General features: G+C 51.6%; 9 protein-coding genes. All 9 read left to right on the forward strand.

Annotation, left to right across the window (positions count from 1 at the left end; all coding sequences use genetic code 11):
• The first annotated feature begins 78 nt into the window (after positions 1-78).
• The 9 genes from KJS57_RS17505 to KJS57_RS17545 all read left to right on the forward strand — a co-directional run bounded on the left by KJS57_RS17505 (position 79) and on the right by KJS57_RS17545 (position 13,889).
• Entirely contained in the window at positions 79-2,847 is a 2,769-nt protein-coding gene (locus KJS57_RS17505) for a glycoside hydrolase family 2 protein (RefSeq protein WP_213655797.1), read from the forward strand.
• Positions 2,848-2,878: 31 nt separating this feature from the next.
• The gene (locus tag KJS57_RS17510; RefSeq protein WP_213655798.1) at positions 2,879-3,844 is read left to right on the forward strand and encodes a glycoside hydrolase family 43 protein; all 966 of its coding nucleotides are present in this window, start codon (positions 2,879-2,881) and stop codon (positions 3,842-3,844) included.
• Between the two features lie 237 nt (positions 3,845-4,081).
• Positions 4,082-5,020 (forward strand): ArsR/SmtB family transcription factor, encoded by a 939-nt coding sequence (locus KJS57_RS17515; RefSeq protein ID WP_211024254.1) that lies wholly within the window; start codon positions 4,082-4,084, stop codon positions 5,018-5,020.
• Between the two features lie 284 nt (positions 5,021-5,304).
• Positions 5,305-6,660, forward strand: coding sequence for an ABC transporter substrate-binding protein (locus KJS57_RS17520; RefSeq protein WP_211024256.1), 1,356 nt, complete (start codon positions 5,305-5,307; stop codon positions 6,658-6,660).
• Between the two features lie 79 nt (positions 6,661-6,739).
• Entirely contained in the window at positions 6,740-7,627 is an 888-nt protein-coding gene (locus tag KJS57_RS17525) for a carbohydrate ABC transporter permease (RefSeq protein ID WP_211024258.1), read from the forward strand.
• A 2-nt stretch (positions 7,628-7,629) separates the two neighbouring features.
• The gene (locus KJS57_RS17530) at positions 7,630-8,436 is read left to right on the forward strand and encodes a carbohydrate ABC transporter permease (protein ID WP_211024260.1); all 807 of its coding nucleotides are present in this window, start codon (positions 7,630-7,632) and stop codon (positions 8,434-8,436) included.
• On the forward strand, positions 8,433-9,485 hold the full coding sequence (locus tag KJS57_RS17535; protein ID WP_213655799.1) for an acyltransferase family protein: 1,053 nt from the start codon (positions 8,433-8,435) through the stop codon (positions 9,483-9,485). Before KJS57_RS17530 ends, KJS57_RS17535 begins: the two co-directional genes overlap by 4 nt.
• A gap of 27 nt (positions 9,486-9,512) precedes the next feature.
• The gene (locus KJS57_RS17540; RefSeq protein ID WP_213655800.1) at positions 9,513-11,276 is read left to right on the forward strand and encodes a glycoside hydrolase family 2 protein; all 1,764 of its coding nucleotides are present in this window, start codon (positions 9,513-9,515) and stop codon (positions 11,274-11,276) included.
• Between the two features lie 96 nt (positions 11,277-11,372).
• A complete protein-coding gene (locus KJS57_RS17545; RefSeq protein ID WP_213655801.1) occupies positions 11,373-13,889 on the forward strand; it encodes a family 43 glycosylhydrolase in 2,517 nt (838 codons plus the stop codon).
• The last annotated feature ends 47 nt before the right edge of the window (positions 13,890-13,936 follow it).

Raw genomic sequence — 13,936 nt, forward strand, 5'->3', positions numbered from 1 at the left:
ACTATAATAAACATTGTAAAAATCATATACTGGTGCTAAAATGGGCGCATAACCTCTTGCGAAAGGTCGTGTATACTCATGAGCACCTCCATTATGAACGCGGAGAACCTGGTCATTCCTCGTCCGGAATTTCCTCATCCGCATTGGCAGCGACAGCAATGGCTGAATTTAAACGGTTCCTGGTCTTTTCGCTTTGATCCTAACGATGAGGGAGTTCGCAGCAACTGGAATAAGGATAGTGAAGTACCTTTTGATGCGGATATCCGGGTGCCTTTTTCATGGGCCAGTCCCTTGTCCGGGATCGGCAAGGACATTAAAGGAATCGGTTGGTATCGGCGCACGGTGACCTGGAGTCTTCCGACTGCCGGCGGTTCACGCCTGTTTTTGCGTTTCGGAGCGGTGGATTATTTGTGCGATGTCTGGATTAACGGATCCCATGTCGGATCTCATCAAGGCGGCTATGGCTCATTTGAGTTTGAAGTTACCGGCGTCTGGCGGATGGACGGTGATAATACAATCATCGTACGAACCGAGGATCAGGATCATAACTATCAAGCGCGCGGCAAACAAGGCTATGGTGAAATTCGCGGCATTTGGCAGCCGGTCTGGCTGGAAGTCCGTACGCAAACTTATATCAAAGACGCCAAGTTCAGAACCTTCATGGACGGCCGGATTGAGGTAGCGGCGAGAATCGTTGCGGATCAAGCCGGAACGGCCGAGCTTGCTATGGATTTTGCGGATCATGCCGTTCAGCATACGGTGACTGTGAATCTTTTGGCCGGTGAAAATGAAGTGAATACCTCGTTTAGTGTGAATGACCCGAAATTGTGGAGCCCGGAAACCCCGTATTTGTATGAGGGGGCGCTTAAGCTCGGCGGATCCTTTGGCCTGGATCAAGTCAGCACTTATTTCGGCATCCGGGAAATCGCGACAGCTGCCTTCGGCGACCGCGGTTACCGCTGGATTACGCTTAACGGGAAGCCGGTTTATTTGAACGGAACGCTGGACCAGTCTTACCATAAGACCGGTTATTTTACTTACCCGTCGGATGAGGAAATGCATGACGAAATTTACCTGATGAAGCGGCTGGGGCTCAATTTTGTACGGATTCACATCAAGCCGGAAGAGCCGCGTAAGCTGTATTGGGCGGATAAGCTGGGCATTCTCGTGATGGAGGATATGCCTTGTTTCTGGGGGAACCCGGACGAAACGGCACGCAGCGCTTATGAACGTGAGGCGCTTGAGGTGATCGAGCGGGATTACAATCATCCGTCGATTTTCTCCTGGGTGATGTTCAATGAGACATGGGGCCTTAAGACAGACCCTAAGGAAGCCGGAGTTACGGGGAATGCCGGGCAGCAGAGCAGTTATTTGCCGGAGACCCAGGAATGGGTGCGGGACAAATACCGCTGGGCGAAGCAGCTCGATCCGACCCGAATTATCGAGGATAACTCGCCATGCAATTATGATCATGTTGAGACCGATATCAATACATGGCACTTCTATATCAACGGTTATGAACAGGTCCGCGGCCATCTGGACGAGGTCGTCAACAAAACTTATCCGGGCTCGGCCTTCAATTGCATCGGCGGCAATGTCCAGTCCGACGCACCGCTGATGAACAGCGAATGCGGCAATGTTTGGGGGATCGAAGGCGGTGCCGGCGACAGTGATCTGGCTTGGCATTACCGGTATATGCTGAACGAGTTCCGGAAGCATGACAAGCTGTGCGGCTTTGTGTTTACAGAGTTCCGTGACGTAACGAATGAATTCAACGGATATTATCGTCTCGATGGAACGGGCAAAGACTTTGGCTATGATGCTTTTGTACCCGGTATGAGAATTGCCGACCTGCATTCGCCGGATTTCATCGTCATCGACGCACCTCCGTGCCGGACGGTTTCCGCTCAGGAACAGGTCGCGGTTCCATTGCTGAGATCGAGCTTTAGTGAACGTTACCATAGGCAAAAGCTGAAGGTGCAATGGGAGCTTTGGCATGACGACCTGGGTACCCGCACGGTAGCGGATAGCGGTGAGATCCAAGTCGATTGGGATGGTTACGGCGTGTCCCCGCTTTCCCCGCTGAACTTGACGATGCCTGATCGGGACGCAGTAGCCGTGCTGGCGGTTTCCCTTGTGAATGAAGCGGGAGAGGTGGTTACGCGGAATTTCACTACGTTCGATGTGAGAAGCGGCGAAACTGCCGGAGAACTCTTAGCGGGCGACGGTGTTATTCAAATCCCGGTGAGCTCTTTTGCAGAGCAGACGTTTGAGCATCAGTGGAGCTCGATTCAACATGCAAAAGTCAGCGGTGCGGGAACGGGACGATTTAGTTATGACATAACACTGCCGAGCATCACGGAGAAGGCCGCTATACACGAGATTGAAATTGTGTTCGAAGCCGGAGCAAAGCGGATATTGGCCCGGAATATCGAAGGCTCGGCAAATACCGACATGGGGATCGGGGCGATGCATGGAGCTGATGCAAAGGTGGAATATAACCCTAACACTTATTACATGACCGATGAGGAAAAGCATCCTTCCCGCCTAAACGTGCTAATTGATGGCGAAAGCATCGGCTCTCTAGTTCTGCCGGACGATCCGGCGGACAGCCGGGGCGTACTGTCATGGCATTATCAGCCGGTTCCGAACAAATTGGATGAAGCAGGCTCGTACGGTTATCTATGCAAGCTGAGCGTCCCGGTACAATTGACGACCAGGCTGAACCACAGCCGTGCTTTCCGCTTGGAACTGCAGGTGGAGGAGGGCGGCGGCGTTGCCTTGTACGGCCGTAATGCCGGACGATATCCGCTGGATCTGCAAATCCGCTACAAAGGCCAGGCTTAGTTCCTTGCACAGGACAAAAGGAGGGGATTCCATGATCCGTAATTCATTCAGCAACCCGATCTTGCAGAACGGTGCCGATCCATGGATCACAAAGCAGAAGGACGGCAGTTATTACATGACGGTTACGCTGGGGAGTCGAATCGCGCTTTGGCATAGCAAAACCATGACCGGACTGGGCAGTGTCTCTCCAAAAACCGTATGGATACCGGACGCAGCAGGCCCGTACTCCTATAACTTATGGGCCCCGGAGCTTCACTATATCGAGGATCATTGGTATATCTACTATACGGCGAACGACGGCGGGGGAGACGAAACCAGGCGCGTATGCGTCCTTCAGCTTAATGGGGACGATCCCATGAACGACGAGTGGATATTTAAAGCAGCCGTCAATACGGAATTTCCCGGCCTGGACGGAACGGTATTGCAGAACCGGGGAGAGTTGTATTTCTTTTACTCAGGCTACGGTCATTTCCCCGACTATGGGTCGGCCATTTATGCAGCGCGCATGATTAATCCATGGACCTTAACCGGGCCGAACGTGCTTATATCGGCACCGACGGAGCCATGGGAGAAGCAAGGCGGGATGGCCATTAACGAGGGACCGGTATTTTTGCGGCGAAACGGGAAGATATATCTTGTTTTTTCGGCAAGCGCAACTTGGTCTGACGAATATTGTCTGGGAATGACGACGATTTCTGAATCTGAGGATCTGTTGGATGCGGAGGCATGGACCAAACATGAAGGGCCGGTTTTTGCCAGGAATCCGGAAGCGGGCGTGTACGCGCCCGGTCATAACAGCTTTACCGTTTCGGCGGACGGTTCGGAGGATTGGCTGGTTTACCACGCTTATTCCTACTCCGAAGCTGAACAGGATCGCTCGGCGGGCGGCCCGCGAAGCACGCGGATTCAAAAGTTCGGCTGGAAAGAGGACGGAACGCCGGATTTTGGCGTTCCGCTTGCCACGGATGTGAACATTCCGCTGCCGTCGGGGGAATGAAGCTGGAGAGCACGTTCCGATTGTTTAAATAGGCATAAATACTCAAAAAAACCGGCATGGTCCACTGCCGGTTTTTTATTTTGCTTGCTTGTCACACATTTTACATAGTAAAAAAAGCATACGGGCAGCGCATCGTTTAATATAATTAATATTATTGCTTTAATACAGCTTAGTGTAGTAAAGTACATTAGAGATTGCTTATGTAAAATTCTTGTAAAAATCCGTAGGAGGATTCTTATGTTGGAAGTCGGTATCCATGAAGCCGAGAAGTTGGTTCAAGTGGCTCATGCCTTATCCACGCGTTCCAGGGTCGATATTCTTCGCCTGCTGAATACGCGGAGTATGAACGTGATTGAACTTGCCGAGGCCCTGCAGCTTCCGGTTTCCACTGTCGCTAACAACGTGAAGGTGCTCGAAGCGGCTAAACTGATCAATACGGAACTGCTGCCGGCGGTTCGCGGAGCAATGAAGGTGTGCAGCCGGAATTATGACGATATTCTTATTTCACTAAATTCAAGCGTCCGTTCCACCAAGGACGGGATGAAGTTTTATGAGGTCGAGATGCCGATCGGACATTATAGCGATTGCGAAGTCCATCCGACCTGCGGCATGGCGACTCACGAGGGTATGCTGGTGAGGGAAGATGAACCGGCCAGTTTTTATCATCCGAAGCATGTGGGTGCGCAAATTATCTGGTTCCGCAAAGGTTATGTGGAATACTTGCTTCCCTTGGAAATTCCCCAGAATGCAAGTATTCAATCGATCGAGCTATCCATGGAAATGTGTTCGGAAGCGCCGAATTACGACAATGACTGGCCATCGGACATTTCGGTGTGGATCAACGGCGTTGAAATCGGAATGTGGACCAGTCCGGGGGATTTCGGTGACCGGCGGGGCGCGCTCAATCCGGCATGGTGGCTGGATTGGACGACGCAATACGGTTTGTTGAAAACATGGCGTATCGACCATGAACGGACGACGCTGGATATGCAAAAGGTGTCCGATGTGACGTTACAAGATCTGCAGCTTAATCAGCGCCCCAGCCTGCGGCTGCGGATTGGGGTCGATCCGGATGCGGTACACAAGGGCGGCGTTAATCTCTTCGGCAAGCAATTCGGGGATTACGATCAGGATATAGTCATGCGGGTTTCTTATACTCAGGAAGAGACGGAATAATAGGAACCATCATTTCTTCAAGAAATGATGGTTTTTTATTTTGGGAAGGAGATCTGGCGAGAGGGAAAGTTGTCCCAATATTTTATATTGGGGCTAAGGGACAAGTTGTTTATTACAATAAAACTGTAACAAAAGACCTAAATGATAAAATATTACAATAAAATAGTTTGAAACCGTTGACATTTGGAAAAACGGGCATTATATTAGCTTCAAAGGTACAAAAAATATGTAATAAAACAATAATGATGTTTTGTGCCTCATCAAAAGGTAAAGGGGAGGTCTACATGAAAAAAAGTTTTGGGATTGTGCTCGCCTTATTTCTTTCGTTGTCTTTGATCTTAAGCGCATGCGGCGGCAGCAACAGCGGCAAATCAGGCAATAACGGAGGAACAGACACCACGAATGAGGGAACTGGAAATCAAGGAAATGGAAGCGCTTCAGACGACGGTGGCGGAGAGAAGGTTACATTATCGTTCTGGACGCTCTTCTCGGGCGGCGACGGCGATAATATGCAGGCGATGATCGACGCTTTTAACAAGGAACATCCGAATATTCAAGTCAAAAATACGAAGCTGGAGTGGGGAGAGTACTACACAAAGCTGATTACCGCAGTGGGTAACGGTAACGGCCCCGATGTCGGAATCTCACATATTTCCCGCTTGCCTGACCTGATCGACCAAGGGGTTGTATCGGAGCTGGACGATGTGGCCGAAGAGGCCGGCGTGGATTGGGCCACCTTTAACCAGAACATTCTGGAGGCTTCTATTGTAGACGGAGCGCACTATGCGGTACCGATCGATACGCATCCGTTCATTATGTACTACAACAAGAAGCTGCTGAAAGAAGCGGGGCTGCTCGATGACGAAGGCAAGCCGATTATGGAGCAGTCAGCCGACGGGTTCGTGACTTTCCTGACTACGCTTAAAGAGAAATTGCCTCAGAAAGTAACCCCGTTCGCTATGTCGAACGCCAATGATGACCCGTTCCGTTTGTGGTGGGCGCTTTACTCCCAGCTTGGCGGTAACGACGTAGTATCCGATGATCTGAATTCGGCGCAAATCGATACCGACAAAGCGGTCAAAGCGGCCCAGTATGTCCAAGACTTATTCCATAAACATAAAGTGATTAAATTGAACGATCCGGACTTCTATAAAAACTTCCAAAGCGGTACGGCAGCGATCATGATGACCGGGGTTTGGGCAACCGGAACCTGGGAATCCACGAAGGATCTTGAATTCGGTGCGATGCCGATTCCGAAAGTATTCGATCAGGAAGCGACTTGGGGCGATTCGCATACCGTAATCCTTCCAGTAACGAAGAAAGAAGATCCGGCTAAGCGGAAAGCGGCGATTACGTTCGCCAACTGGCTTGCGGACAATGGCCAGGTATGGGCGAAGGCGGGGCATATTCCATCCAAGCCGTCCGTTTTTGAGAAACAGGAATTCAAAGACCTTCCATACCGCAGCGATTATGTATCCGTAGCTTCAACGGTTAAATTCAACAAGCCGTCTACTAAGAACTGGCAGATCCGAGACTTGGCTATGTTCAAATATTTGAACGAAGTCTGGGCGAACAAATTAAGCCCGGCGGACGGTATCGCCAAAATGTCGGATGAAGTGCAGAAGGTATTAAGCGAATAGAAGATCAAGGTAATGAATTCGGCGGACTTTGCGGCATTTGCCGTGAAGTCTGCCGGTCATATGGGGAGGTTAGACGCTTATGAAAATAAACAAATTGAGGGCAGACGTGCAGGCACTCCTGTTCCTGCTCCCCTTCTTGGTCGTGTATTTTCTGTTTACCATCTGGCCGATGATCAAGGGCGTGGAGATGAGCTTCTATAAATGGACGCTGATCAAGAAGATGAAATACGTCGGACTCGGCAATTATGAGCGGATGTTTCAAGACCATGATTTTTGGGCGTCCATCTGGCATTCTACGATTTTTGTCATTATCACGACGCCGCTAATGATTATTTTGGCTATTGTTTTGGCGCTCATCGCCAACCGCAACTCCAGGCTGCAAAGGTTTTATCGTAGTGTGTTCTTTATTCCGAGCATTCTCTCCGTGGCGGTTGCTTCTTTTCTGGGATTGTTTGTGTTCCAGCCTTATACCGGTCTTGTTAATTCTTTGCTTCATTTAGTAAAGCTGCTTCCTGAAGGCTCGGAGATCTTTTGGCTGTCGGAAACGAATCTGGCCTGGATCGCCATCTCGCTATTAACGTTATGGTGGACGGTCGGCTTTAACTTTATTTTGTACTTATCGGCGATGCAGGATGTGCCGGACGAAGTTTATGAAGCGGCGCGTTTGGACGGGGCGACTGATGCCCAGCTGTTCTGGAGGATCACTCTTCCACTGCTCAGCCCGATTACGAAAACGATAACCATGCTGCAAATTATAGCTTCATTTAAAGTGTTCATGCAGATCTATGTCATGACCGGCGGGGGACCTCTCGATCAGACTCGTCCCGTGATCCAGCTGATCTGGCAAACGGGCTTCCGCAAAAACGATCTCGGGTATGCGTCCGCCATGTCCTATATGCTGTTCGTCATTCTCCTAGTGCTGTCCGGGCTGCAATACTGGATCAATAACCGGAAGGAGGCGAACTAGAGATGAAATGGTTTTATCGGATCTTTTCCATGTTCATGGCCGTGCTGTTTGCTTTTCCGCTAGTTTGGATGCTCGTAGTTTCCGTGAAAAAAGAAGGCATGAAAATCACGTCCGTCGTGGACTGGTTCACGCCCCCTTATTCCTTCGCGGTCTATCATGAAATCATCACCGGTACGAAATTGATCAACTGGTCATGGAACAGCTTTTTTATTGCGATATGTGTGACTCTGCTGACGCTGATTATCGCTGCGATGGCGGGGTTTGCGATGTCAAAGGTTCCGTTCCGCTACAGAACTTTTATGTTTTTCTTCATCTTGGCCGGGCTGCTTATTCCTGGGGAAGCGATTCTCATTCCGCTGTACCAGGTCGCCAAAGATATGGGGATTCTGAATTCATACATGGGTCTGATATTTCCCGCGCTGGCTTCACCCTTTGCGATTATCGTGTTAAAAAGCTTCTTTGACGGAATCCCGAACGACCTGCTGGAAAGCGTTCAGATCGACGGAGGAGGCATCTGGCGGATTTTTCTCAATATCATGCTGCCGCTTACCCGTCCCGCGCTCGTATCGATCGCAATTCTGACGTTTATCGGCTCCTGGAACAATTTCCTCTGGCCGTTCCTGTCGGTTACCGACGATAACCTGTTCACGCTGCCGATGGGGATTCCTACCTTGATGAATCAGTACACGGAAGATTACGTGAAGCCGATGGTGATCAATACCGTAGCTTCCTTGCCGATCATGCTTCTGTTCCTGATTTTCGAGCGTCAGATTATTAAAGGAGTCAGCCTGTCGGGAATTAAAGGATGAGTGGAGGAGCAACGGTTGTGGCTGTGCGTCAGCGTGAAAGAGCGATCGATATTTTTAAGGGTCTGCTGGTGCTCGGAATGGTGTATTGCCATACCCTGCAATTTTTCAGTGATCCGATGATTTTCCCGCAGGGGCAGAAATGGATTGAGTTCATTAACTTAATCACCTTCTCGGGATTTGTATTCAGCTTCGGTTATGTGTGCCAGCTGGCATATTATAACAAGGCGTTCTCGGAGGTCTGGCACCGCATGCTCGCAACGGCGTTCAAAACCTTGTTGGCTTTTTATATTTCCGGGACAGCCTTTCGATTGTTTATCGATCAACGGCCGCTGGAATGGAAGACGATCAGACCGATTTTGCTGCTGAACGATATGCCGGGCTGGTCCGAATTTCTGGCTTCATTTACTTATTTAATCGTGCTGGGGCTGCTGTTGTTTGTACCCTTAAAATGGCTGGTCGGGCGAAAATGGACCGGATTCACGGCGGCGGGACTTCTGCTTCTCACCACATGGATTCCTTATGGATCGATTCATGAGCCGATATGGGCTCCGCTCTTTGGAACCAGGGACTTCGCCTCTTTTCCGGTGGTGCAATATTTCCCGTATTATTTGCTAGGCATGCTGTTTGCCCGGTACCGCATCGGCTTTGACTGGAGGATTCTGGCAGGCTCGGCGCTTGCATCCGGCGCGTTTGTCTGGAGGTGGCTCTCGAACCCTGAGACCTCGTTGCCTGAACGTTTTCCGCCATCGGTTTGGTGGATCCTCGGTCCTGCTCTGGTGCTGTACGGTTATTATCTTCTGTCCCGGTTGATGGAGAAATATCCCTTGCCGTTTGTCCCGCTGGAGGCCATGGGTCGAAATGTACTTTGGTTTCTGGTGATGAGCAATGTGCTCATCTTCGCATTGAAAAATAATCAGCCATTGTTGCTGGCGGGATTGCTGGATGCATTGTGGATGGAACTGGGACTGCTGGCCGTCATCGGGTACGGCATATGGATTATTACCAAACCTGCGCGCCGCGCTACTTCAAACCATGACACAAAAATATAACAACGGGATAAAGAAGGAGTAGAAGCTATGACTGACCAACTGCTACGCAATGAATATCCCCGTCCGCAATTTGTCCGTGAGGAATGGATGAGCTTAAACGGGGAATGGGATTTTGATTACGACGATCAGGGGATCGGCGAGCGGGAAGCTTGGTACGAAGAACAACATGATTTCACCAGCAAAATCATCGTGCCGTTCTGTTACCAAAGCCGGTTAAGCGGAATCGGCGATACGGCATTTCATGATACGGTATGGTATCGCAAAGTATTTTCCGTACCTGAAGCTTATAGAAAAGGCAGACTGCTGCTTCATTTCGGCGCCGTCGATTATGAGGCGAAGGTATGGGTGAACGGCAAACTGGTAGCTCTTCATGAAGGCGGCCACACCCCGTTCCATGCCGATATTACGGATGTTCTTGCCGAAGGCGATAATACCGTCGTTGTGAAGGCAGTTGACCACAGCCGGGATGTGACACTGCCGCGGGGCAAACAATTTTGGGAAGAAAAATCCGCAGGAATCTTCTATACGCGCACTACCGGCATCTGGCAGAGCGTATGGCTTGAGCCGGTTTCGGATACCTATATCGGACGAATTCGCCTGACCCCGGATATCGACGTCAATGATATCGCATTGGACGTTTTTCTGTCCGGCTATCGCCCGGGCGCACTAGTCGGCATTAAAGTGGCTGTCACTTTTAACGGTGAATTTGTAGCGGAAGATACGTTCTCGTTTAGACATGAGTCGGCCAGCCGGCGCATTCATCTCGAAGATTTCAACGATCATGGGCTGGGACGCTGGTGGACCCCCGAGAAACCGAACTTATACGATCTGGAATTGACCTTGAGCGTGGACGGCGTAGTTGCCGATACGGTAAGCAGTTATTTCGGAATGCGAAAAATATCTATTGAAGACGGAAAGCTACTGCTGAATAACCGGACTTATTTCATGAAAATGGTACTCGACCAAGGCTACTTCCCGGAGGGGATCCTGACCGCCCCGAGTGATGACGACCTGCGCCGGGACGTGGAATTGACCAAGGAGATGGGTTTTAACGGTGCACGCAAGCATCAAAAAATCGAAGATCCGCGTTATTTGTACTGGGCGGACCGGCTGGGCTTGCTGGTTTGGGGCGAAATGGCGAACGCCTACCAGTTCTCCGGGCCTTATGTGGCACGCATCACGAAGGAATGGATTCAGGCGGTGGAGCGGGATTATAACCATCCTTGCATCGTCGCATGGGTACCGCTTAATGAGAGCTGGGGCGTGCCCAACATTCTGGTCGACAAGCAGCAGCAACAGCACGCCTTATCGCTCTACCATATGACCAAGTCGCTGGATCTGACGCGCCCGGTCATCTCCAATGACGGCTGGGAGCTGGTCAACACGGATTTGGTGACCGTCCATGATTATGAATGGCGGCGCGAAGTGCTGACGGACCGCTATGCGACTAAGGAGGCGGCGCTGAGCGCTCAACCGGGGAACCGCTGGATTATGGTTCCGGGCTTCCCTTATTCGGGCCAGCCGATTCTCGCAACCGAGTTTGGAGGGATTTCCTTCAAGAAGAATGAGTGGGAAGGTTGGGGATATTCCGGCGCGGTGAATGAAGAGGACTTTACGGAGCGGCTCCGAAATGTCGTAGAGCCGATGCTGCAATCGCCGATCATTCAAGGGTTCTGTTATACGCAATTCACCGATGTGGAACAGGAGATTAACGGCCTGCTGACCTACGATCGGAAGCCGAAGCTTCCGCTGGAGACGATCCGCGCAATCGTAGAGGGAACCCGAAAATAATTTAAAAACGGCAGATGACGTTATCCGTCGGTTCTGCCGTTTTTTCTTGAGAGACGGAGAGCTTTCGCGGGGTTATTTTGAAAGGGGAGAGTGGTTGTGCGTTTGGGAAAATGGTTGATGATCATGCTGCTGTTAGTAACAGCGGCCTGCTCGCCTGTGGAACGGGAGCCGGTCCGGACATGGAGCAATCCCGTGTCATTAGCGGATGAATGGGAAGAGTACGGGCTGGGTGATCCTTTTATTTTCTCGTTCAATGGATATTATTACTTGTACGTAAGCACGCGGGATACCGACGCAGGGATTAAAGTATGGAGCTCGCCGGATTTGGCGGATTGGACCTATCGCGGATTGTGTACGGAAGATCTCCTTACGGCGGCGGCGTATGCCCCTGAGGTCCGATATTGGAACGGCAAATTTTATATGTATACTTCTCCGGCCGGAAACGGCCATTATGTGCTAGAAAGCGATTCGCCTGTCGGACCTTTCCGGGTGGTAACGGGCAATTTCGGAAGAACGATCGATGCATCGACCTTTGTGGACGACGACGGCAGCTGGTACTTCTATTATGCCGGAACCGGCGGCATCGATGCCGCCCCGATGGATTCCCCGCTGTCCGTAACGGCTCCCGGCTCGCCCACCGGAGCCTATATGGATGGCTGGACCGAAGGGCCGACGGTATTCAAAAGAAACGGCTTGTATTTCATGACCTATACCGGGAATCATGTTTTCAGCAACGGGTACCGGATTGACGCGGCGGTCAGCGAATCGCCCCTGGGACCGTTCGAGCCGTTTCAAGGTAACCCTGTGTTGATCAGGACGGAAGGGAAGACGGTCGGACTCGGCCATAACTCGCTCGTAACGGGACCGGATCTCGATTCCATGTACATGATCTATCATAACCTGGAGGGTCCAGGTATTGTCGGGCCGCTGCGGCATATGAACATGGACCGGCTCTTCTGGAACGGGAACGGCTTCGCGGTGGCCGGGCCGACGGACACGCCGCAGCCGGCTCCGGCTCTGCCCGCGTTTGCCGACCGGTTCGAACGGGATAAGCTCGGCAAGTCCTGGATGGCATCCCGCAAAGGCGACTGGACGGTCGATCCTGGCAAAGGCGCTGGCGTCCGGACTGCGGATGCATCCGGCATAGCCATGCTGCGGACGAAGTCCAAGACCGAGCCGGGGTATACGGCGGAGTTCCACGTTCGCGCGGAGAGCGAAGCGAAGGCGGAAGCCCGGGTCGGGGCCGTGTTCTCGTATCGCGATGAACAAAATTACGGCACCGTCTGGCTGAATCCGGCGGCGGGCCGAATGGAAGTGACCGAACTGTCCGGCGGGAAAGAGCAGGTTCTTGGCGAAGCCGATCTGCCTGCGGACTTTGACTATAGCCAGTGGCATAAGATCCGGATCGAGCATGCCACCGCCGGGGATGCCGGGAGCGGCGGACACGCCAATCTGCGCGTTTATGTTGACGAAATGCAGAAATACGCCGGTTCGTCGGCGACGGATGGAGGCTCCATCGGTTATGCGGCTTCAGGTTTAGATGCGCGTTTTGGCTATATTGCTTATAGCAATGACGTGAACGGCAGCAGCGACTGGTGGTCTTATCAGCCGCTTCCGGGTCAGGTGCAGGCAGTTCACTTTGAGGAAGGTGAAGAGGGCAAAGCCTATAAGGCCGTTAAAAAAGTGGAAGGTGGCAGCGCGTCTCCTTATCGCCCCGAAACCTTGAGTATGGAGAGCAATGAAGCCGGCGGCTATGTTTTGTCCGGGTTGCAGGAGAGGGAATGGGCGAATTACCTGGTGAATGTGGATGAAGCCGGGAGATACTCAATTCATTTTCGAATTCGACCTATGACAGAGAGCGCAACATTAAAATTAATCAGTGAAGATGATGAGGAGATTGCAACGTTTGAGGCGACCCAGGAGAAAGCGGGAGAATGGCAGACGGTTTCCGCGCAGGGCGTAGAGTTGCCTGCGGGACAACAACGTTGGAGGCTGGAAATCACGGCGGGAACTTTGGACTTGGACTGGTTCCGGGCGGAGCGTTACCAGGCTGTAGAGACATGGGAGGACAACTTTGATGACGGAAACGACTTTGGATGGACCCGGTTTGAAGGCATGTGGTCCGTGAAGGACGAGGAATTGCGGGCATCATCGGTGTCGCCTGCCAAATCGTTGACCGGCGAACCCGGTTGGTCCGATTATTCGGTTGAGGCGGATCTGCAGATGATGGAGAATACGGGCCGCGCCGGACTGCTCATTCGCGCCTCGGAGCCTGCCAACGGACTTGATCAGAATCAGAACCGGTCCGATTTCGTCCGCGGGTATTACGTATATGCCGATGCAGAAGGCTTGCATCTCGATAAAATCAACTATGCCACCGCCTCATTAATCAGCGTGCCTTGGGGAACGAACCTCCCCGGAGCGGACAGCAAGCTTCATTTAAAAGTATTTGCGCGAGGCGCAACGATCGAAGTTTATGCGGGAGAATCCAGCCAACCGGTTCTCACTTATACCGATCGCAGTGCCGATCCGTATCTTCAGGGGCGCATCGGCCTGCAAAGCTCGGATGTCGCGGTCCGAATTGACCGGGTGAAGGTCGAGCCGTTACAGTAAAGACAGGTTAATAGTAACGGTAAGCTAATTTTACGGAAACGCAAGGA

The sequence above is a fragment of the Paenibacillus vini genome, assembly GCF_018403325.1.
Lineage (GTDB): Bacteria > Bacillota > Bacilli > Paenibacillales > Paenibacillaceae > Fontibacillus > Fontibacillus vini.

What these genes read in the sequence shown, in the direction of transcription:
- KJS57_RS17505 (WP_213655797.1), top strand. Translation starts at nt 79, where the DNA reads ATGAGCACCTCCATTATGAACGCGGAGAACCTGGTCATTCCTCGTCCG.
- KJS57_RS17510 (WP_213655798.1), top strand. Translation starts at nt 2,879, where the DNA reads ATGATCCGTAATTCATTCAGCAACCCGATCTTGCAGAACGGTGCCGAT.
- KJS57_RS17515 (WP_211024254.1), top strand. Translation starts at nt 4,082, where the DNA reads ATGTTGGAAGTCGGTATCCATGAAGCCGAGAAGTTGGTTCAAGTGGCT.
- KJS57_RS17520 (WP_211024256.1), top strand. Translation starts at nt 5,305, where the DNA reads ATGAAAAAAAGTTTTGGGATTGTGCTCGCCTTATTTCTTTCGTTGTCT.
- KJS57_RS17525 (WP_211024258.1), top strand. Translation starts at nt 6,740, where the DNA reads ATGAAAATAAACAAATTGAGGGCAGACGTGCAGGCACTCCTGTTCCTG.
- KJS57_RS17530 (WP_211024260.1), top strand. Translation starts at nt 7,630, where the DNA reads ATGAAATGGTTTTATCGGATCTTTTCCATGTTCATGGCCGTGCTGTTT.
- KJS57_RS17535 (WP_213655799.1), top strand. Translation starts at nt 8,433, where the DNA reads ATGAGTGGAGGAGCAACGGTTGTGGCTGTGCGTCAGCGTGAAAGAGCG.
- KJS57_RS17540 (WP_213655800.1), top strand. Translation starts at nt 9,513, where the DNA reads ATGACTGACCAACTGCTACGCAATGAATATCCCCGTCCGCAATTTGTC.